Annotated in this window: 19 protein-coding genes; 11 read left to right on the plus strand and 8 right to left on the minus strand. The window is 48.7% G+C overall.

Annotated features, from left to right (window positions below):
* Nucleotides 1-29: 29 nt before the first annotated feature.
* Nucleotides 30-602 (minus strand): TetR/AcrR family transcriptional regulator, encoded by a 573-nt coding sequence (locus tag M1L23_RS09070; protein WP_252627009.1) that lies wholly within the window; start codon nt 600-602, stop codon nt 30-32.
* A gap of 259 nt (nt 603-861) precedes the next feature.
* Between M1L23_RS09070 and M1L23_RS09075 the strand changes: the two genes are divergently transcribed.
* Nucleotides 862-2,274, plus strand: a complete 1,413-nt coding sequence (locus M1L23_RS09075) for a Na+/H+ antiporter NhaC family protein (protein ID WP_252627010.1) — start codon at nt 862-864, stop codon at nt 2,272-2,274.
* A 2-nt stretch (nt 2,275-2,276) separates the two neighbouring features.
* A complete protein-coding gene (tadA, locus tag M1L23_RS09080) occupies nt 2,277-2,819 on the plus strand; it encodes a tRNA adenosine(34) deaminase TadA (protein WP_252627011.1) in 543 nt (180 codons plus the stop codon).
* A 231-nt stretch (nt 2,820-3,050) separates the two neighbouring features.
* Here the strand turns inward: tadA and mltF are convergent, their stop codons facing one another.
* Nucleotides 3,051-4,508, minus strand: coding sequence for a membrane-bound lytic murein transglycosylase MltF (gene mltF, locus M1L23_RS09085; protein ID WP_252627012.1), 1,458 nt, complete (start codon nt 4,506-4,508; stop codon nt 3,051-3,053).
* Nucleotides 4,509-4,675: 167 nt separating this feature from the next.
* Between mltF and purL the strand changes: the two genes are divergently transcribed.
* On the plus strand, nt 4,676-8,554 hold the full coding sequence (purL, locus tag M1L23_RS09090; RefSeq protein ID WP_252627013.1) for a phosphoribosylformylglycinamidine synthase: 3,879 nt from the start codon (nt 4,676-4,678) through the stop codon (nt 8,552-8,554).
* Nucleotides 8,555-8,592: 38 nt separating this feature from the next.
* Here purL and M1L23_RS09095 read toward each other — a convergent pair whose 3' ends face one another.
* Nucleotides 8,593-9,933, minus strand: a complete 1,341-nt coding sequence (locus M1L23_RS09095) for an alkaline phosphatase (protein ID WP_252627014.1) — start codon at nt 9,931-9,933, stop codon at nt 8,593-8,595.
* A 22-nt stretch (nt 9,934-9,955) separates the two neighbouring features.
* The gene (gene smrA / locus M1L23_RS09100) at nt 9,956-10,561 is read right to left on the minus strand and encodes a DNA endonuclease SmrA (RefSeq protein WP_252627015.1); all 606 of its coding nucleotides are present in this window, start codon (nt 10,559-10,561) and stop codon (nt 9,956-9,958) included.
* A 173-nt stretch (nt 10,562-10,734) separates the two neighbouring features.
* Here smrA and M1L23_RS09105 point away from each other — a divergent pair, with 173 nt between their 5' ends.
* Both M1L23_RS09105 and M1L23_RS09110 read left to right on the plus strand, forming a co-directional pair.
* Nucleotides 10,735-12,618 (plus strand): DUF294 nucleotidyltransferase-like domain-containing protein, encoded by a 1,884-nt coding sequence (locus M1L23_RS09105; protein ID WP_252627016.1) that lies wholly within the window; start codon nt 10,735-10,737, stop codon nt 12,616-12,618.
* A 2-nt stretch (nt 12,619-12,620) separates the two neighbouring features.
* Nucleotides 12,621-13,277 carry a 3'-5' exonuclease gene (locus M1L23_RS09110; RefSeq protein ID WP_252627017.1) on the plus strand — a complete coding sequence of 219 codons (657 nt, stop codon included), beginning with the start codon at nt 12,621-12,623 and terminating at the stop codon, nt 13,275-13,277.
* A 34-nt stretch (nt 13,278-13,311) separates the two neighbouring features.
* Here M1L23_RS09110 and M1L23_RS09115 read toward each other — a convergent pair whose 3' ends face one another.
* On the minus strand, nt 13,312-14,478 hold the full coding sequence (locus M1L23_RS09115; protein WP_252627018.1) for a flagellar assembly protein T N-terminal domain-containing protein: 1,167 nt from the start codon (nt 14,476-14,478) through the stop codon (nt 13,312-13,314).
* Nucleotides 14,479-14,576: 98 nt separating this feature from the next.
* On the opposite strand from M1L23_RS09115, the gene M1L23_RS09120 reads away from it, so the two are divergent.
* Nucleotides 14,577-15,062 carry an LPP20 family lipoprotein gene (locus tag M1L23_RS09120; protein ID WP_252627020.1) on the plus strand — a complete coding sequence of 162 codons (486 nt, stop codon included), beginning with the start codon at nt 14,577-14,579 and terminating at the stop codon, nt 15,060-15,062.
* Nucleotides 15,063-15,073: 11 nt separating this feature from the next.
* Here the strand turns inward: M1L23_RS09120 and flgN are convergent, their stop codons facing one another.
* From flgN to flgA, 3 genes are all read right to left on the minus strand, one after another.
* On the minus strand, nt 15,074-15,511 hold the full coding sequence (gene flgN / locus M1L23_RS09125) for a flagellar export chaperone FlgN (RefSeq protein WP_252627021.1): 438 nt from the start codon (nt 15,509-15,511) through the stop codon (nt 15,074-15,076).
* A gap of 2 nt (nt 15,512-15,513) precedes the next feature.
* Nucleotides 15,514-15,843: a flagellar biosynthesis anti-sigma factor FlgM gene (flgM, locus tag M1L23_RS09130; protein ID WP_252627023.1), complete on the minus strand. Its 330-nt coding sequence runs from the start codon at nt 15,841-15,843 to the stop codon at nt 15,514-15,516.
* Nucleotides 15,844-15,947: 104 nt separating this feature from the next.
* Nucleotides 15,948-16,634, minus strand: coding sequence for a flagellar basal body P-ring formation chaperone FlgA (flgA, locus tag M1L23_RS09135; RefSeq protein ID WP_252627026.1), 687 nt, complete (start codon nt 16,632-16,634; stop codon nt 15,948-15,950).
* A gap of 221 nt (nt 16,635-16,855) precedes the next feature.
* Here flgA and M1L23_RS09140 point away from each other — a divergent pair, with 221 nt between their 5' ends.
* The 5 genes from M1L23_RS09140 (at nt 16,856) to M1L23_RS09160 (ending at nt 20,363) form a co-directional block, all read left to right on the plus strand.
* Nucleotides 16,856-17,815, plus strand: coding sequence for a chemotaxis protein CheV (locus M1L23_RS09140; protein ID WP_252627027.1), 960 nt, complete (start codon nt 16,856-16,858; stop codon nt 17,813-17,815).
* 16 nt (nt 17,816-17,831) lie between these two features.
* Nucleotides 17,832-18,668, plus strand: coding sequence for a CheR family methyltransferase (locus tag M1L23_RS09145; protein WP_252627028.1), 837 nt, complete (start codon nt 17,832-17,834; stop codon nt 18,666-18,668).
* Between the two features lie 139 nt (nt 18,669-18,807).
* The gene (gene flgB, locus M1L23_RS09150; RefSeq protein WP_252627029.1) at nt 18,808-19,206 is read left to right on the plus strand and encodes a flagellar basal body rod protein FlgB; all 399 of its coding nucleotides are present in this window, start codon (nt 18,808-18,810) and stop codon (nt 19,204-19,206) included.
* Between the two features lie 2 nt (nt 19,207-19,208).
* Nucleotides 19,209-19,655 (plus strand): flagellar basal body rod protein FlgC, encoded by a 447-nt coding sequence (gene flgC / locus M1L23_RS09155; protein ID WP_252627030.1) that lies wholly within the window; start codon nt 19,209-19,211, stop codon nt 19,653-19,655.
* A 21-nt stretch (nt 19,656-19,676) separates the two neighbouring features.
* The gene (locus tag M1L23_RS09160) at nt 19,677-20,363 is read left to right on the plus strand and encodes a flagellar hook assembly protein FlgD (RefSeq protein ID WP_252627031.1); all 687 of its coding nucleotides are present in this window, start codon (nt 19,677-19,679) and stop codon (nt 20,361-20,363) included.
* Nucleotides 20,364-20,380 lie beyond the last annotated feature (17 nt).

A 20,380-nucleotide genomic window follows, 5' to 3' on the forward strand; every position in this document is an offset into this window, starting at 1 on the left:
CATCGTTTGTTATGAAAGAATGTGGGAATTTACTTTTTAGCCAGTAAAAATGGAATTTGCTCAGCTATCGTTGCAAGGGGCTTGCCGCTTTTCATGGTTAAGGCTAATAAAATGCCGCCTTCTGTTAAGGCATGAAAAGTAACGGCTAAACGAGTGGCTTGCTGCTTGCTATAACCCGCTTGAAGGAATTTCTCAGCATAAATGGCCTGCCAACTTTTAAATGTTGCTGCACAAGCCAAGCGAATTGGTTCGCTGGTGGTATGTGTTTCACCAGCAATAGTACCGATGGGCGAACCAATAGGATCACCCCCTTCGCCAAATGCCTTCGATAATTCATACATATAGGTTTGAAATGCAGTTAGCGGATCAGTAGCGTTAGCAAACACTTTATTAATATCGTCCATAACCAACACTTTTGTATTGTGAATGGCTTCCGTGGCTAGCTGCTCTTTACCTTCGGGAAAGTAATGATACAAAGAGCCCTTAGGCACACCACTAGCTTCAATAATGTCGTTTAGGCCCACACCACAATAACCGCGTAATTTAAATAAGCGCGATGCCGCCTCAATAAGTGCGTCTCTCGGCTTTATTTTGTCATTCATTACTAAACACCCTACAAAGTTATAACGACTGGTCTATTAGTATGGTAAAAGGGAATCTATTAGGTGTCAATGCTAACCACCTTTTAACTACAACATTGCTCCTTAACTATGTAACATGACTATCAAAGTGGTGAGAAGCCAGTAGAGGTAGATATGAGACATACAAAACGTCGACCAGTAACTGTTGGGCAAATGCTAACTATGGAGTTCTTGGCGCCAATGGGAATTTTTACGCCCCATGTGGAAGTGGAAATAGCGCATGAATATTGAGCTAGGATGGCTAAGCTTACTTCCTTCGTTGTTGGCAATAATATTAGCCGTGGCAACTCGGCGGGTAATTTGGGCCTTACTAGGAGGCGTAATTTTCGCCAACGGTTTGCTGTTTATGCCCAATTGGGGCACTGCGGGCATGGCCGGCGGCAGCAGCTTATTCGAATCGCTGGTGGCGCCAGGCAATATGATGATTTGGGGGTTTACCCTAGCCATTGGCGCGTTATTTGGTGTGCTTGAACATGGCGGAACCTTTAATAGCTTTGTGCATGCGCTGGAAAAAAAGCAGTGGGTACATAGCCGGCGGCGAGCGCGGTTGTTTACTTGGTTATTAGGCGTGGCGGTGTTTATTGAATCGAACGTTTCTATTATGACCGCAGGCACCACCTCGCGCCCGGTTTATGATCGCTTGGGTATTTCGCGACAAAAACTTGCCTACCTGATCGACTCCACCTGTGCCCCCGTGTGTATTCTTATTCCATTAAATGCTTGGGGGGCGTTCAACTTAGGGCTAATAGGCCAGCAAGACGTAACCAACCCACTGATGGTGTTAGTAGCGTCGGTGCTTTTGAACGCCTATGCTATTTTTGCGTTGTTTTTGGCTCTTTGGGTGGCTTGGTCGGGGTGGAGTGTTGGCCCCATGAAAAAATTTGAACAAGCGGCACAACAAGCCCGTGCGGAACAAGAACTAACTGCGCCAACGGAAGCAGAAAAAGTCAACCGAGGGGCCTTGGCCACGGTACTGCTGAGTTTAATTAGCATGGTATTACTGGTGCCTATTATGTTGGTTATTACCGGCGACGGCAGCATGGTAAAAGGCGACGGTATGCTCAGTGTGTTTGTGGCTATTTACGTGGCATTATTTATTGCCGTTATTGGCACACTATGGTCTACCCCAGGCTCGCTGCAGCGGGTAATTCAAGGCATAGGGCAGGGGGCTTGGAAAATATTGCCACTGGCGGTTATTCTTTGGTTGGCCATTACTCTAGGCGACGTAACCAAAGCCTTGGGTACAGGCGACTACTTAACAGGTTTACTGAACACCTCGGTACCGCAATATTTCATTCCGGCCTTAGTATTTTTATTGTCGGCCTTAACTGCTTTTGCCATCGGCTCCAGCTGGGGCACCTTTGCGTTAATGATCCCTTTGGCCATTCCACTTGCCGTCGGCTTAGGTATGCCAATGCCGCTGCTCATTGGTGCCGCCTTAGCAGGGGGTATTTTTGGTGATCATGCCTCGCCTATCAGCGACACCACCATTATGGCCTCTTTAGCATCGGGCTCAGAACACATTGAGCATGTTCGTAGCCAATTGCCGTACGCCTTGCTTGCTGCTTTGCTAACGACAGTGTTTTACCTGCTCGCAGGCTGGTATGTAAGTAGTCAGCTAGTGGTACTATAAAAATGGTTGATGCAGCAGCAAGCACCCCTGAGCAAGAGCGCGATCACTACTTTATGCAGTTGGCAATTGCGCAAGCACAGGCTGCAGAACAACTGGGCGAGGTGCCGGTAGGTGCAATTGCCGTTTATAATAATGAAGTAGTTGGCCAGGGCCATAATCGGGTTATTACTAACCTTGACCCCTCAGCCCATGCAGAAGTGTTGGCGCTGCGCGAAGCGGCGCAGCATTTAGGTAACTATCGGCTTGGTGACGTTACTTTGTATGTCACGCTAGAGCCCTGCACTATGTGCGCCGGGTTAATGGTACATAGCCGTATTAAGCGCTTAGTGTTTGCCGCTCGCGACCCGAAAAGTGGTGCCGCTGGAAGTTTGTTTACTATTACCCATCACCCTAGTTTAAACCACCAAGTGGCCATTACCGAAGGGGTGTGTGCGGCCGAATGTAGCGCGTTGTTAAGTGCGTTTTTTCAGCAACGGCGGGCGGCTAAGAAGCGTCGTCGTCAGTTGGATAAGTTAGCAACTCAGAGTTCAGACAAATTGGCGTAGAGCGAGTACGTTCGTTCGCTTCATTAATATAAAACCACTTTTGTCTTCTTTCCATTACCCGCCGGCTAAAGGTGCGCAGCCGTTGGTGGCGACGTTCGTTGCGCCTAACAATACGTAATGAGCGTTTCTGTACAACAGCCATAGAAGTGGTCCAACCGAAACTTTGTTTAGTGTGGGTAGGATTACAATTTTATTCTCACATTACCAGAGCCGTAGTAAAAATAGTGGTGGTTAGCCGTCTTCCTCTGTTACATAGGGAATACGGCCCTGCTCGTCAAGCCAAGTTAAGGTGTCGTAGTAACGGCGAATATTGCCCACATAACGAACTGGCTCGTCGCCCCGAGCATAGCCAAAGCGCGTAGTACGGTAAAACTGCTTTTGGCGCAACAAGGGTAAACGGTCACGTACGTCTACCCAATAGTCGGGGTTGCCACCTTGGCGCTCGGTAATTATGCGGGCGTCGTTTAAATGACCTAAGCCCACATTATAGGCAGCAAGAGCAAACCAAGTGCGATCTGGCTCAGTAATACGGGCGGGAATACGCTGGCGCAAGCGGGCTAAATATTGTGCGCCACCGCGAATGCTTTCTTCCGCATCTAGCCTGCTACGTACCCCCATAGAACGAGCCGTTGGCAAAGTGAGCATCATCATACCTCGCACCCCAGTTGGCGAGCGGGCCCAAGGGTCCCAATGCGACTCTTGGTAACTTACTGCCGCCAATAATTTCCAGTCTAAACTACCGGCATATTGCTGAAACAAACGAATATAAGAAGGTAAGTTGTTATTAACAGCTTCAATAAATAGCCGCGTATCAACATAGTTGAACTCTTCCACATGGCCAAAATAGCGGTCTAACAGCTTGGTAATATGCCCTGAATCGTGTTGTGCACCTAAATATTCAATTGAGGTGGCAAACAGGCTGTCGTCTTTGTCTTTAGGAAATGCCCAGGCCAGAGAAACCCGGTCGCGCACGGTAAAGGCAATGCTTAGTTCAGGGTAATAACGGCGCTTAATATCTAAGTGATTAGAATCGACAATAGCAAAGTCAATTTCTTCTGACATTACTTGGTCAAGTAATTCGTCGGCGTCGTATAAGTGGGTGCTGCTCCAATTCAAATGCGGGTGTAAGGTAGCAATGCGCTCCAATAATTCTTCGTGGCTGCTATTGCTTACTACCCGTATGGTACCGTCTATTTGACTCCAGTCGCGCGGGCGTTCGCGGGTGCCTTGTTTATATACAATTTTTTGCTCAATACTGTGGTACGGGGGGCCAAAGCGTAGGTTTTCGCGGCGTTGTGCAGTAACATCGAGGCCGGCGGCAAGAAAGTCTACTTCACCGTTGTCTAATAAGCTCCATAAGGCCTGAATATCGAGGGCGGGCTTAACTTCTATGTCGACACCAAGGGTTTTAGCTAAGCCCAAAGCTAGCTCGTATTCAAAACCAGAGCGCTGTTCATTACGTTCCACATAGTTGGTAGGGGTCATTAAGGTTCCTACTCGCAACACACCCTGGCTTTGTACTTGCTGTAAGCGTGTAGTTGCTACTGTGTCGGGGCTCCAACCGCTAAATAATAAAGGAATAATAAGCAATAACAGCAACACGGCCGCCACCCGCAAAGCACGAAAACGGATAATACTCTGCCTAGTTGGCGTGGCAGCCAATGGCCGATTTTTGTGACTTGCCGACATAAAAACTTCCCTGAAAATTACCTAGGCTATTTATAACACTTAAGCCAATGAAGTGCAGTCGATAACTACAGTGGCTAACAGTGGGTGTTAGTTGTCGCAAAATGTAACACAAGCCCGTATACTATTGCGCCAAATGAGTATCCCAGAACCTACCTGGAGCCGAGCCTGTGATCATACTTCAAGGTGCGTCTGCACTGTCTAAATTTCGTGCTGAAAAGCAAATGCAACACTTACAAGCGGCGGGCATTCATGCTCGTGCAATTCATGCGCAGTATTTCCATTTTGCGGAATTAAACCAAGCCTTGTCGGCTGCCGAGCAAGCAAGGTTGGAAAACCTAATGGGTGGCGGCGTTATTGCTGCGCCAGCTGCGCAACCAGGGCAGTTTTTAGTGGTGCCGCGGTTAGGTACTATTTCACCTTGGTCGTCGAAAGCTACTGATATTGCCCATAATTGTGGTTTAACAATGGTTAATCGGCTTGAACGCGGCATACTTTGGACCATAGAGGGCGAAGGCTTAACCGCTGCTAACCTTACCCTAGCGGCCTCATTGTTACACGATCGTATGACCGAAAGTGTATTAAGCGACATAGGCAAGGCGCAAGCACTCTTTACCCATCATGAACCAGCGCCTTTAACCACCGTTAACCTGATTGGTTTAGGCAAAGCTGCGTTGGTCACCGCCAACGAAGAAATGGGCTTAGCCCTAGCGGAAGACGAAATAGACTACTTGTATGACAGCTTTACCGCCATGCAACGTAATCCTACCGACGTGGAACTGTATATGTTTGCGCAGGCAAACTCAGAACACTGCCGGCATAAAATATTTAATGCCTCTTGGACCATCGACGGCGAAAACCAGCCGAAGTCGTTGTTTAAGATGATTAAAAACACCAACGAAGTTACCCCAGACTATGTGCTGTCGGCCTATAAAGACAACGCCGCAGTTATGGAAGGTAGCGAAGCTGGGCGTTTTTTCCCGAATGAAAGCTTTGAATACAACTATCACCACGAACCTATTCATATATTAATGAAGGTTGAAACCCACAACCACCCCACGGCTATTTCGCCTTATGCGGGTGCAGCTACTGGCTCTGGCGGTGAAATTCGTGACGAAGGTGCCACCGGCATTGGTTCTAAACCGAAAGCGGGCTTAACTGGCTTTACCGTTTCAAACCTGCGTATTCCTGGTTTTGAACAGCCCTGGGAACAAGACTTCGGTCGCCCCAATCGTATTGTTAGCGCACTCGATATAATGATCGAGGGCCCACTTGGTGGCGCGGCCTTTAATAATGAATTTGGCCGACCAAACTTAGTTGGTTATTTTCGTACCTACGAAGAAGAAGTGGTTAGTTTTAATGGCAAAGAAGTGCGTGGCTTCCATAAGCCTGTAATGATTGCCGGTGGTTTAGGTAACATTCGCGAAAACCACGTGCAAAAGCGTGACATTCCTGTGGGCGCACCGCTGATTGTGTTAGGTGGCCCAGCCATGAACATTGGTTTAGGTGGTGGTGCGGCGTCGTCAATGGCGTCGGGCGAATCGGCCGAAGACCTCGACTTTGCCTCGGTGCAGCGCGAAAACCCAGAAATGGAACGCCGTTGCCAAGAAGTCATCGACCGCTGCTGGCAGCTCGGTGAAGACAACCCCATTGCCTTTATACACGACGTGGGCGCCGGTGGGTTGTCGAACGCCTTACCTGAATTAGTGAACGACGGCGAGCGTGGCGGCGAATTTAAATTACGCGCCATTCCAAACGACGAGCCAGGTATGCCACCGGTGGCCCTGTGGTGTAACGAAGCACAAGAGCGTTATGTATTGGCAGTTATTCCAGAGCGCATGGCCACCTTTGAAGCCTTGTGCTTGCGCGAGCGGGCACCCTTTGCAGTGGTAGGTGAAGCCACCGCCGAGCGTAACTTGCGCGTGTACGACAAAGTATTCGATAACTACCCGGTCGACATGCCGCTTGAAGTGTTGCTTGGTAAAGCACCCAAAATGCACCGCGACGCGGTTCGGTTAGCGCCACAAGGCGACAGCTTCAGTGTGCAGTCCGTCGACTTAAATAACGCGGTGCAGCGCTTAATGCGCTTACCTGCCATAGCAGAAAAAACCTTCCTGATTACTATTGGCGACCGTTCGGTAACTGGCTTAGTGGCCCGCGACCAAATGGTTGGCCCATGGCAAATACCTGTGGCGAACTGTGCTGTGACAGCGGCGTCTTACGACACTTACGCCGGTGAAGCGATGGCCATGGGTGAACGTAGTACCATTGCGTTGCTAAACCATGGTGCCTCGGCGCGCATGGCGGTGGCAGAAGCCATTACCAATATTGCCGCCACCGCTATTGGCGACATGAAGCGCATTAAGCTTTCGGCCAACTGGATGTCGGCAGCAAGCCACCCAGGCGAAGAAGCAGGCTTGTATGAAGCCGTGAAAGCTATTGGTGAAGAGCTTTGCCCAGCCTTAGGCATTACTATTCCAGTGGGTAAAGACTCCATGTCGATGAAAACCCAGTGGCAAGAAAATGGCGAAGACAAAACAGTTACCTCGCCTATGGCCTTGGTTATTACCGCTTTTACCCGTATTACCGATATTCGCAAAACCATTACCCCGCAGTTACGCCCAGAACAAGGTGGCCAACTGTTGTTGATCGACCTTGGCCGCGGCCAAAACCGCATGGGGGCTTCTGCCTTAGCGCAGGTGTACCGTCAAATAGGGCAAACCCCAGCCGACTTAGACAGCCCCGAGTTGCTGGCGTTTTTCTTCGAACAAATACAGCAACTGGTTGCCGCAGATAAGTTAATTGCGTATCACGACCGTTCCGACGGTGGGTTGTTTGTTACCTTGGCAGAAATGGCCTTTGCTGGCCATTGTGGTGTGTCGGTTACGCTAGCGGATAATGTTGATGCCCGTGCAGCACTATTCAGTGAAGAGCTTGGTGCCGTTATTCAGGTGTCAGACTCTGTAGCAGCCGAACTAAGCGCCGCTTTTAAGGCCGCAGGTTATGCCGACATGTTGGTTGAGCTAGGCACAGCAACAACCAACGACGAAGTGTTGATGAAGCAAGGCAGCGCAACGGTTTATCAAGAAAAACGTTCTGTATTGCGTAACCTTTGGGCGGAAACCACCGACCAAATGCAACGCTTACGCGACAACCCTGAGTGTGTCGACGAAGAGCTAGCCATTAAACAAGACATTCATAACCCCGGTTTACACGCTGAACTGAGCTTTGATACCAAGGAAGACATTGCCGCACCTTACATTTTAACAGGTGCCGCACCGCAAGTAGCAATACTGCGCGAGCAAGGCGTGAACAGCCATTATGAAATGGCCGCAGCATTTGACCGCGCCGGCTTTAAAGCCGTCGACGTGCACATGAGCGACATTTTAAGTGGCCGCCAAAACTTAAGCGACATGCAATTACTTGCGGCTTGTGGTGGCTTTTCTTACGGCGACGTATTAGGCGCTGGCGGTGGTTGGGCGCGGTCAATTTTATTTAATGAGCGCGCACGTGAAGCCTTCAGTAATTTCTTCTTGCGAGAAAATACCCTAACCCTTGGCGTTTGTAATGGCTGCCAAATGCTGTCGAACATTAACGAGCTTATTCCAGGCACGGAAGACTGGCCAAACTTTGTTACCAACCGCTCTGAGCGATTTGAAGCCCGGGTGGCCATGGTTGAAGTGCAGCAAAATAGCTCACCATGGTTTAACGGTATGGCCGGCTCGCGTATGCCTATTGCCGTGTCGCATGGTGAAGGTCGAGCCCATTTCCGTACTAGTCAAAACGCCGACAGTATAAATGCTCGTGCTGGTGTAGCCCTTCGCTTTGTCGACAACTATGGCAAGGTGACGGAACAATACCCAGCTAACCCTAATGGCTCCATTGCTGGGGTTACCGGGGTTACCAGTGCCGACGGGCGGGTAGCTATTATGATGCCTCACCCAGAGCGGGTGTTCCGTAGTGTAGCAAACTCGTGGTACCCAGAAACTTGGGGCGAAGACGGCGCCTGGATGCGCTTATTTAGAAATGCGCGAGTTACCCTAGGGTAACTCGCGGTACGAAGGTAAGAGCTTCAATAAAAGCCTGCTTAATTGCGGGCTTTTATCCATTCAATATACTGCTTGGCAATATCCGTATGGTCTTGTTGACCACGGAACTTCGCTGCCCAAGGTCCAACGGCAATTACCGGTACGTCTTCAGCCGTATGGCCACCGGTGGTAAAGCCTGTGCCCGTGTGAAAGCGCACAATATCAATCAGTACAGTGTTTATTTCTTTCCACTGCTCGTCACCGGTTATAGCGGCAACCCGATCAAGCTCTGCTTGCTGGTCGGTACTTAATGGAAAAGGAATGTTTTCACTAATAATGTCATGCCAGTCAATCATTGGCAGCTCGGCTAATTCTTGGGCCAGCACCCGCAAACTTCGTTGAATACGGTTTACTTGCGCGGCACGCCATTGGTACTGGCCGTCGGCGCCTAAGGTTAAGCCACCAGTGGAATGGTCGGCGGTTAACACTAAAGCCGTGTCGTTGCGGCCTTCCACGTAGCCCACCAAGTGTTCAAGGGCAAGGTCTAGCTCAAGCATTTCATGCATGGCGCAGGCAATATCGTTGGCGTGGCCACACCAGTCAATCATCGACGCTTCAATCATCAGCACATAAGGTCGGCCGTCGGCTTCAATTAACCGCAGCGCTTCCGTTACTAACTCTTTTAACCGTGGTTTATCGTCGATCACGTAAGGAAAGTTATTCTCATGAATAAAAGCGGCCACCGGCAAGCGATGCTGTGTTTGTAAGGCTTCGTAACTTTCCACCACGCGCACGCCACCGCGGGTCATGTCATTTAGGTAATCTACTTGCTTGCCGTCGTCGTTGGTAAAACGAAATTTGTTACTACCACTACCAATAATTAAGTCGAACACATACTGGCCATCGGCGCGCGGGGTGGCATATTGGCGGGCAATTTCATTTTCCATGCGGCGACTGCGCACATGGGTAAAAAAGCCCGCAGGGGTGGCATGGGTTAGCCGAGTAGTGGCAACAGTGGCAGTTAAATAACCACGGTCTTTGGCAATTTCCATCATGGTGGGTAAATGGTTTTGCTCAGCATCAACGCTAATGGCGCCATTGTAACTTTTTATGCCGGTAGCTAGCGCCGTTGCGCCTGCGGCAGAATCCGTTACCCAGGTATCATCAGCAGGATAGGTGCTGGCGGTACCGACAAAATAACGGTCAAGCACAGTACGCTCAACATCAGTTGCAGCGGTGTGAGCGCGACCGTCTTTAAAGTAACGGTAAGCGGTTAGGTAAGGCATACCCATACCATCGCCAATGATTAAAATCATATTTTTTGGCGTTTCTTCAGCCTGTGAAGCGGGGCTGACAACAAGAACTGCTACGGTTAGCAGCATAACGAACCAATTACGCATTATAAGGGCCTCATTAAAGGAGTTAACGTTTTCTGTTTTGCTCTCTATTTGCTATTTTACTTTCATCGCTTTTTCGAATCATAACATAGGTGGCGCCGGCACCGCCGTCGTGCTGTTGTGCCGTGTGGAAGGCAAGTACCAAGGGTAAGTCGCACAGCCACTGGTAGCACAAACTTTTTAATAACGCAGGGCGATCTTTGCTGCGGCTACCTTTACCATGAATAACCAAGGCAGTACGAACATTTCTGCGATAGCATTCCTGAATAAACTGCGCAATTTCTACTCGAGCCTTTTCTGCCCGCATTTTATGTAGGTCAATTTCAGCATCGTAGCCATATTTACCCAATTTAAATTTTTTAAACACCGCTTTTTGAATACCGCTGTCGCACCATTCCATAATGCCTTCGGGCTGTACCCATTCACGTACTTGGTCGGTTAATCCAGCTCCAGGGTCAGTTTGAACGTCGGCAATGGCGGCTTTGCGGCGTAGCGCGTGGGCAAGGCCTTTGTTTTTAGCAAAGGTACGAATAGCCACAGGATCACTTTTCAATGGTTTAACACCCGACATAAAGTCTGGCATTAATTCGTCCATTAATTGATTAAATTGCTGTTGGTGTTTGTTTTTCATTTGCCGCCCCGTCGATTTCTCGCCTAGTTTAGCAAAAATTATACAAATGGGGGTACTGAAGGAAAGAAGTCATATTACCAAGGCCGTACGGCAGGCTATGGCTATTGCAAAGGTGGTTTACATGGCAACCCGTAGTGCAACGACATATAATGCAAAACCTACCGGAGAGTATTATGAATATGAATAGTGCTGATGCTAGCTTGTTACGTGAAACCCCACCTTTCGATGTACTAAACGACCTCGACTTTGCCTTTGCGTTAGAAAACATGGCAGCTATGTATTTAAGCACCGAAAGCCGCGAAGAAATTATTCGCTCCGGTAGTGTGTTGCTGTATTTGGTACGGTCGGGCACTTACGACTTGGTTAGCCAAGATAATCGCCGTTTGGAACGGCTTGAACAAGGTGACTTATTTGGTTTCCCTTCGCTGCTAAGCGGGCGTGCGGTGACGAACCGTATTGATGTCGTGGCCGACGGCATTGTGTGGACCTGGACAGCGGATGTTTTTCATAAATTACGACAACGCAGCCCTGCCTTTGAGCGGTATTTCCTCGATGCCCATAGCCGCCGACTGTTACGCGAACACTATGTTACTCATCCTGCACTGCCCACCGAGGGCGGGCTGGCAGAACATGCAACAGACTGGACTATAAAACCCATCAGCGACGTACTGCAACGCAGCGCGGTTTGCATCCAAGCCGCAGCAACTGTTCGTGAGGCAGCCGAATTAATGTCGCAGCAACAGGTATCTAGTTTGTTGGTGTTAAAAAACAAAACCTTGCTCGGAATTGTGACCGACCGCGATATGCGCGAACGAGTCGTTGCGCAAGGGCTTCATTACGCCACCGCAGTGGCCGACATTATGACGCAAATGCCCCACGTGATTGATTGCAAAGAAAGCTTGTTCGACGCGCTCACTCTTATGGGGCAATGGAATATTCACCATTTACCCGTAGTCGACGAAAACGATCAGCCCGTTGGAGTGATCACCGTGAACGATTTAATGCAGCAACAGCGCAGCGAGCCGGTTGTATTGTTACGGGCGTTGTTTAAAGCATCTGATCTCGATGTACTGATCACCGAGGCGGCACAAATACCAGAGTACCTGCAAAGTTTTTTACGCAGCTTAGTGGGGCGAGTACGGGATATTACGATACTAGGGCGTTTAATTAGTTCACTGACCGACGCCATTACACGCAAGCTCATTGCTTTTTATGAACAGGCGCATGGAGCTGCGCCAGTGTCTTACGCTTGGCTGGCGTTTGAATCGCAAGCGCGCCAAGATCAAACACCAGATTCAGAACAAGCGAATGGATTATTACTTGCCAACGGGATAACCAGTAGCGAACGGCAATGGTTTGCCGGCCTAGCTGAGTATGTTTGTGAAGGGCTCGCTGCGTGCGGAATACCATTTTCCAGCCATCAGCTGATGGCGGTAAACCCCCAATGGCGCATGACACCATTAGAATGGCGTAATCATTATCAACAATGGCTCAGAGTAAACAATGGTGAAACGCTATTACTCAGTATGTATGCCGCCGACAGCCGCTTTATTGCAGGTAATAAATATTTATATAGGCAGCATCGACAAGAACTAGTGCGCCATGCGCAAAACCCCCATTACCTCAGTGCTATTGCGCGCTATATCAACACTTTAACGGTGCCCATTGGCTTGTTTTATCGTATTCGCAGTAGTGCCGATAAGCATGGCGACTACTTAGATATAAAAAAGCATGGCATTGCTATTTTAAACCAGCTCATTCGCCTTTATAGCTTAGCCGAAGGGCTTACGGTGGCACCCATTCCCGAACGTCTTAGCAGTTTGCAGCAAAGCGAGCTGCTTACTCCAGAGGAAATAGAAAACTTACACGAGGCGTGGTACTTCTTAACCGACTTACGGCTACAAAGCCAATTTTCACAACGAACTGTCGACATGCCCACCCACACAATCGATCCTACCCGGTTAACAACCATGCAACGGCGGCAGCTAAAAGCGGCGTTTCGGGTTATTAAGGAAGCCAAGCAGGGGGTGCTATATAAGTTTGGTAGGGTGTTATAAGTATGTGGCAAGGGGTTCAGCAAACACTGCGGGCATGGCAACAACAACGGCGTGCAGCCAAGCAAAGCTGGCGCAGTGTCACTTGGTTTGCCATCGACTGTGAAACCGACGGCTTAGACACGGCCAAAAATGCCTTGCTTAGCCTAGCTTGGGTGCCTATTGAACCGCCTTTTGTACGCTTAGGTGCAAGCCAATATGCAGTGGTGCAACATCAACAGCCACTAAGCCAAAGTGCCGTGGTACACCAGCTAACCAGCGCTGAATTACAGCAAGGCGAGCCTTTAGCCCAGCTGTTACAACGTTTTGCTAAGGCCACACAGGGGGCTTATATTGTTGCTCACTATGCGGAATTTGACCGTGCCATACTAACCAAAGCCATGCGCCAAGCGGGCGTTTCTTGGCAGTCGCGGGGTTGGTACGACACCCTTGCAGTAGAAAAAAAACAGGCCGCAGAAAAAACCCCGCGCCAACAACATAGCTTTAGTTTATCAGCCAGTCGTGCTCGTTATGGCTTGTTGCCTATGGCCGAGCATCATGCCCGCAACGACGCTATCGGTTGTGGCGAGCTTTTTTTAGCGCAAGTGTACCGTCGCCAACGTCGCCGTAAGCTAGCGGGCAGTGAATTAACTCTAGGGCAGGTGTTGCGGCGTGGGCGCTAAGGGCGTACAACCCTAGCAAGTTAAGTCATCAGCTTTATTTAATTAAAATAATATCGCGCTGTTGCACACCTATTAAAGGCTCGCCATTACTTACCTGTAGCACACTCGACGAACCATACACTTGGGTAACTACTAATTCAGCAGGATTAACCACCCATTGCTCGCGGTATTGGCCTAGCTCGTCAAGAAAACCGCCACGGTGCAGCAGTTGTGCTTTGGTGCCCGGCATAATTAAATTGCGCTCGCCTAAATTAGTGTAAATTTGCTCGTTGTCTGTTCGCAGCACTAAACCTTTTAACCCCTGGCATTGTAGCTTCTGGTCGAAACCATACACCAAGTCGCGCATGCGGCTTTCTAATTGTTGGCCAAATTCGTTACGCCAAAAGGCGTCGCTGCTGGTGTCTACCTGGGCGTTGTAAGGGTAGGGCCAAGCTGTTAAACCGGAAACACTGGCCGTGGTTAATAATTCGCCACTGTAACCGTCGAGTAAATAAAGGCTGAGTTCAAACTGGCGGTTGTGGGCCGGGTGGCGCCAAAATAACAAGTTTGGGCCGTCAACGGGGGTGGCACTTAAGTCATGAAAAATGCCCGCAATAATATATTGACTATTATATTCACGGGCTACGCGGCGAGTAAATTCAGCTAGCTCTACATTTTGGTTGGCTTTTACAAAGCGGCTAACGCCCTGAGGGGCAGAAAGTAACTGCGCCACCCGTAACGACTGGCTATGCTGCCCCAATAAGCGGCTAAAACGAAAGCTACTGGTGGCCCCAATTGTTTGAATGTCGCCATGGCGCAAATGCTCAGGGAAGGCTACCTCAAACGGAGCCAGCACCACGGCAGGCTTGTATTGGCTGTTTCCGCAGGCACTTACATTTGGCCGAATAAGGGTACGCAAGGTAACTTCATGGCGTTGCTTGTTGGTGCGCTCGCGAACTAATTCAGCATGCTCTATAGCGCCGTTACTGCGCCACTGCATACGCTGGCCGGTAATAACACCGTCTACCACTTCTTCCACGCTTTGTACGCTGCCGCCGGCAAGATCAAGCCCTTGCCGTAAGGCATTTTCAACAGCACGTTCACGGGCGGCTTCCACATTGCCATTAATAATTGGTGCCCAACCACGGGTTTCATACCAGTCGGCAGCCTGGGCTGCGCTGGTAAGTGCTGCAGCCATTAAAACAAATGCTATTCGCCACATATTTGACACCTTTATTGCTGAAATCGGATTTCTCACTTAACTATGCAGAATCTGTGCCGATACAGAATATATGCAATTCAGAATGAAGGACGAGGTTTATGGCAAGGTTTAACTTAACGCAAGTGCGTCGTGCTATTGGTGCGGTTTTAGTGGTGGGTGGGCTCAGCTCGCTGGCGGGCTGCTCGTCGTTAGAGCGCCATGTGGAATACCAAACTATTAAGCCCGACCAATACCCAATTATTACTGCAACCGGTTATGCGCCAGTGGCTGCCCAGCGTGGCGAAACCGAGCAAGCTCGAATTTTACTGGCCATGCGGGCATCTCGGCTTGAAGCCTACCGAGAGCTTGCCGAGCAGGTGCAAGGCGCATATTTAAATGGCGAAACCAAAGTAGCCGACATGGTGCTACAAAACGACAGTTTTCGCAGTGAAGTAAGTGGTTTAATTCGTGGGGCCGAAGTGGTGCGTAGCTATCCGGTTGGCGACTACTATGCTACGGAATTAAAAATTGACTTTGAACGGTTACAACAAGTGTATATTAGCACAACACGGCCTACACAATTGAAAAGCATTCACTTTTATTAATAGGAAAAGCCCTAGGCTTTAATACCTTTACTGGAAAGGCCACTACGGGTGTGGCCTTTTTCGTTATAGGTCATGGCCGAGTCGCCATGCATGCTTTGCAGGTTTTGTTTTAAGGTTTGAATACGGCCCAAGGTTAAGCGTACTACCTGGCCGTTGACCGAGTTTTGCTCTTGCACCAGCTGTAATAGATTTTGTATGGCTAGGTATTTTTCTTGTAGCTCGGCAGGTGGTTTGGGCGAGCGTAACTGCGCTGCCTCGGGGTGCTTGGCAATTTGCTGGTCGGTTTGTTCTAAGCCGGAAAGCAACAAGCCCTTGCGCTCGGTAAGCTCTTCCAACGCTGGGGCGTTGCGCTGTTCAAGAACTTCAAGCTCAAGGGTTTGTAAGTCGTACAAGCCTTGCAACCGCTCAAGTTGTTGGTCAAGCAGTTGCAGCAGCGTTTGTTCGCTCACAATTAACGACGCTCTACTTGCTCGCCAAACATATCACTTTCAAAGTGAGCTATTTTGGCTGCTAAGCGTTCTGGGTTTATCGCATAGGAGCCATCAGCAATTGCTTGCTTAATGCGTTCAACCTTTTCCTTGTCAACGCCCGTATCTTGTTCTGCACGGCGTTGCAGTTGGGTTAATTGTTGCGCTTGCTGAGTTAACGAAACCGCATCTTGGCGCGGTGCCGTGGTGGTGCTAGCAACATTAGCCTGGCTAGCGCGGTTTTGTTGTTCCGTACGCGCACTAGTGGTGTTTAAAGCTTGGTTAATATTAGAATTTAATTTATCGATAGCCATTGTATTGCCCCTACAGTATTTCCTCTACAGCCCATGTATCGGCCGTCGGAAAATTTACTTTAATCTTTTTCAGCTTAGTTGTACATATTATCAACAAGTGGTCATCAATAGCCAATGGTTACTTCGCCCATTGCCGTAACTACACCTTGTATGTCTTTGTTGCTACTCTTGTTTTTAACCACTATGCGCTCGCCTAATAAACCATCGCTGCGCGCCAAGCCGGTAGCTTGAAGGTGCAAATTACCCAGTACAGAAACTATGGTAACACTCTCGCCACGACAGACAAAGCAAGTGTGGCGAGCTTGTATCGGCTGTTGGCTGCCAACCCGCCGTTTAATTTTAGCGCCAATCAGCTGCTCTGGGTTAGTAAACACCGAATCGCGAACTTGCTGTACGTCTACTTCCGTTACTTGCAGGTCGCTGGCGCTAATAACTTGGCCCGCCGATAAATTATGGGCGGCTACCACAACGGTTTGCACCTGTTGAATACGCACTGGTATAAATAGGCGCCAGGTATTGTTAGGGTCTAAACATTCCACTTGTACTGTGGCTTGGCGATCAGGAATATGGTTACCGGCCAGCGTAATGTCGAGGGGGCTAAGGCAACTGCGCTCGGGCATACGCGAGTCGAGCGTATGGGCTTTGGTATTGGTGTTGCCATCTAAATGGGTTAGTTGCTGTTGTAAAAACTGTTCCGCCTGCACAGCAAGTTCTGCGTGCGTATAGGTTACGCTGTAAGCAGGAGCAGAAAAAACAGCAACTATACTGAGTAATATTATGGCGTATTTCATCACTTACCTCGAAGCTCGAAAGGGTTAATGGCAAGAATTTGCTCGCCTAATAACGCTTAATCGTGAGCTTTTTATGAAAAGTCGTTATACTTAAATTTAACCGTCAAGTTTTTGTCATTAAAGCCGTAAAATAGGTACAAACTAAAGCGATGCAAGGCTTGTGCCGTAATTACTACAGGTAATGAAAAAAGTAAGGCAGCCAAGCAGAATATGGAGCAGATATGGCCGGAATATTAGATTCAGTGAATCAGCGCACGCAGTTGGTTGGGCATAACCGACTGGAGTTGTTATTGTTTCGCCTGCACGGGCGGCAGCGCTTCGGCATTAACGTATTTAAAGTACGTGAAGTATTACAGTGCCCTAAACTAACGCCAATGCCATATAGCAATAAATATATTCGTGGAGTTGCTTATATTCGAGGTCAAGCCATATCTGTAATCGATTTAAGCTTAGCCACCGGTGGTCGCGCTATTCAAAATTTAGCCGAGCGCTTTATTCTTATTACGGAATACAACCGCAGTGTGCAAGGCTTCTTAGTCGACGGTGTCGAACGTATTGTCAACATAAACTGGGAACATGTTATGCCGCCGCCAAAAGGGGCAGGGCGTACCAGTTACTTAACTGCTGTTACGCAAATTGACGACGAACTAGTGGAAATTATCGACGTAGAAAAAATTCTTGAGGAAATATCGCCTGCTAATACCACCGTAAGTGAAGACCTACACGGGGCTGTCGGTGGGCGCGACTGGTCAGACTGCATTCTCCTTATCGCCGACGACTCGGGCGTGGCCCGAAACCAAATTAAACGTGCGTTAGAGCCGTTAAACATACCATTAGTAACCACCAAAGACGGTCGCGAAGCGCTTAACTGGCTAAAGGCCAAGGCCAAAGAAATAGGTGGCGATATTAGCCAAGTTGTACCATTAATGGTGTCAGACATAGAGATGCCCGAAATGGACGGTTATACTTTAACGGCTGAAGTTAAGGCTGATCCAAACTTGAAGAATATGAAAATAGTGTTGCATACGTCCTTAAGTGGTGTGTTCAACCAAGCCATGATCAAGAAGGTTGGCGCCGATGATTTTATTGCTAAGTTTCACCCCGACGAATTAGCGGGTGCAGTACGAAAATGGCTCGGTGCTGACGTTGCAGTCCCATCGGTTGACGAACAAACAAATTAAGGTTGGATTGCAGTACGTGACAAATCGCGAATTAGACAATGCAGAGTATGATCAATTTCGGCAGTTTCTGGAGCACCAAAGCGGCATAGTGCTAGGCGACAGTAAACTCTATTTGGTCAAGAGCCGGCTGGCTCCTTTGATGAATCAGTTCAATATCGATACCCTGTCTGAGTTGGTGAAGCGTTCCATGCAAGTTAGTGAACGGGCAGTGCGTTCGGCGGTACTCGACGCCATGACAACGAATGAAACCCTTTGGTTTCGCGACGTGTATCCGTTTGAAATGTTAAAGAAAAAACTCTTCCCTGAATTTAGAAACCTTAAGCGACCGTTACGAATTTGGTCTGCGGCGGCCTCGTCGGGGCAAGAATGTTATTCCATAGCCATGAGCTTTTTAGAATGGCGCGCCGCCAACCCAGGCGCTATGCCTCATGGTATAGAAGTGGTTGGTACCGACATTTCTAATAAAGTGCTGGAACAAGCGCGCCTTGCTGAATACGACGGCCTAGCCTTAGGCCGAGGCTTAAGCCCAGAGCGGCAGAAACAGTTTTTTGAACCGGTCGACGGCAACAAAGTCATGCGGGTTAAAAGCGAAGTACGTCAATTTGTTAGCTTTCGCCATTTAAACTTACTCGACAGCTACACCTTATTAGGTAAGTTCGACATTGTATTTTGTCGTAACGTGCTTATTTATTTTTCTACTGAAAGTAAGAAAAAAATACTCAGCCAAATGCGCAGTACCATTCACCCGAATGGTTATTTGTTACTAGGGGCGTCGGAATCTATTTCTGGCATCAGCGACGACTACGAAATGATTCGTTGTAACCCCGGAATTCTATACCAACGGAAAACCTAGCGGCAAAAACTGCCGCTTTTCTATTCTAGGCACACCTCCTTCTTGGTGTGCTGTTTTTTTTACCCCTTCCCATCACCGCGTTAGAATGTTGGCATACATATTGCTTTGTTCCTGTTAAGTAATCACAGGAGACAAAATTATGTCGTCTATCGGTATTGATAATGGCTTAGGCATTCATCCTCACGCGTTATTAGCCCGTGAACGCCGCGCCGAAATATTGGCAAGTAATATCGCTAATGCCGACACGCCCGGCTACAAAGCGCGTGATCTCGATTTTCGTGCTGCCCTCGAAGGTGCCCAAAAGCGGCAAGACTTCTCCCTTAACCGCTCGCACAAGGAACACTTTGGGGTAACCTTACGTAACACCGGTGGCGAGCAATATCGCTCAGTAAATCAAGCAGATACTGGCGACCGCAACTCAGTTGATGTTGATGTGGAACGAAACTTGTATCTAAGAAATGCAATGGAATACCAGGCCACGTTAACCTTTTTAAACAGCCGTATTTCAGGCATGAACAAAGCACTGAAAGGACAATAATTATGAGCTTATACACAGTAATGGACATAGCCGGTAGCGCAATGAGTGCGCAAAACGTACGGTTAAATACCACAGCGAGTAATTTAGCTAATGCGAACTCGGTAAGTAGTTCGTCGGGCGAAACCTATCGTGCTCGTCATCCTATTTTTGCCCCCCAACTCGACGCAGCACTGCAAAGTGGGCCAGGAAAATTAAGCATGCGCAATAGCAACGGCGTGGGGGTAGAAGTACTTGGCATTGTTGAAAGCGACAAACCATTAGTGATGGAGTATTCACCGAACCACCCTATGGCCGACGACAATGGCTACATCTACAAACCAAATGTGAATGTAATGGAAGAGATGGCAAACATGATGTCTGCCTCGCGCTCCTATCAAACCAACGTGCAGTTGGCCGACACCAGTAAACAGTTATTAAGTCGGACCTTACGTATGGGACAGCAGTCTTAATAATTAAGCGGAGAATTTCCGATGGAAAATGTATCAAATTCAGCTCTCGATGCTCTTTATTGGGGGGACGAAAGAACAGTCCCCAAAGATCCCAATAATGGCAAGTTAGGTCAGGAAGACTTCTTCCGCTTGCTTACTCAACAAATGAGTATGCAAGACCCAACCAAGCCAATGGACAACGATCAAATGATCGCGCAAATGACCAACTTTACTATGGCCGAAGGTATTAGCGATCTGTCGAAAGACTTCAAAATGTTTGCCGACAGTATGACATCGAACCAAGCCTTACAGGCGTCATCGTTAGTTGGGCAAAAAGTACTGATTCCATCTGATGTGTCCTATTTCAACGGCACTCGACCGGTCGACGGCATTGTGTCGTTACCCCAAACCGGCGACAACGTGCAGGTACGCATTAAAAACGCCGCAGGTGAAACGGTGCACACCATTGATATGGGCACCTTGCCACAGGGGCAGCATAACTTCAGTTGGGACGGCACCCTAGCCGACGGTTCAAAAGCACCGCAGGGCGACTATATAGTGGAATCAACGGGTCGTATGGGTAGCCAAACGGAAGGTTTGCCAGCATTAACCTATGGTTTTGTAGAAAGCGTCAGTATGGGTGGTCAGCGTGGCGTTATTCTAAATTTAGAGTCTATCGGTCGAGTTGACTTGAAAGACGTTATTCAAATTACTAGCGGCGGCGGTTAAGCCCCGAAACGTTTTAA

This window comes from Aliidiomarina quisquiliarum (assembly GCF_023922585.1).
In the GTDB taxonomy this organism is placed as follows: domain Bacteria; phylum Pseudomonadota; class Gammaproteobacteria; order Enterobacterales; family Alteromonadaceae; genus Aliidiomarina; species Aliidiomarina quisquiliarum.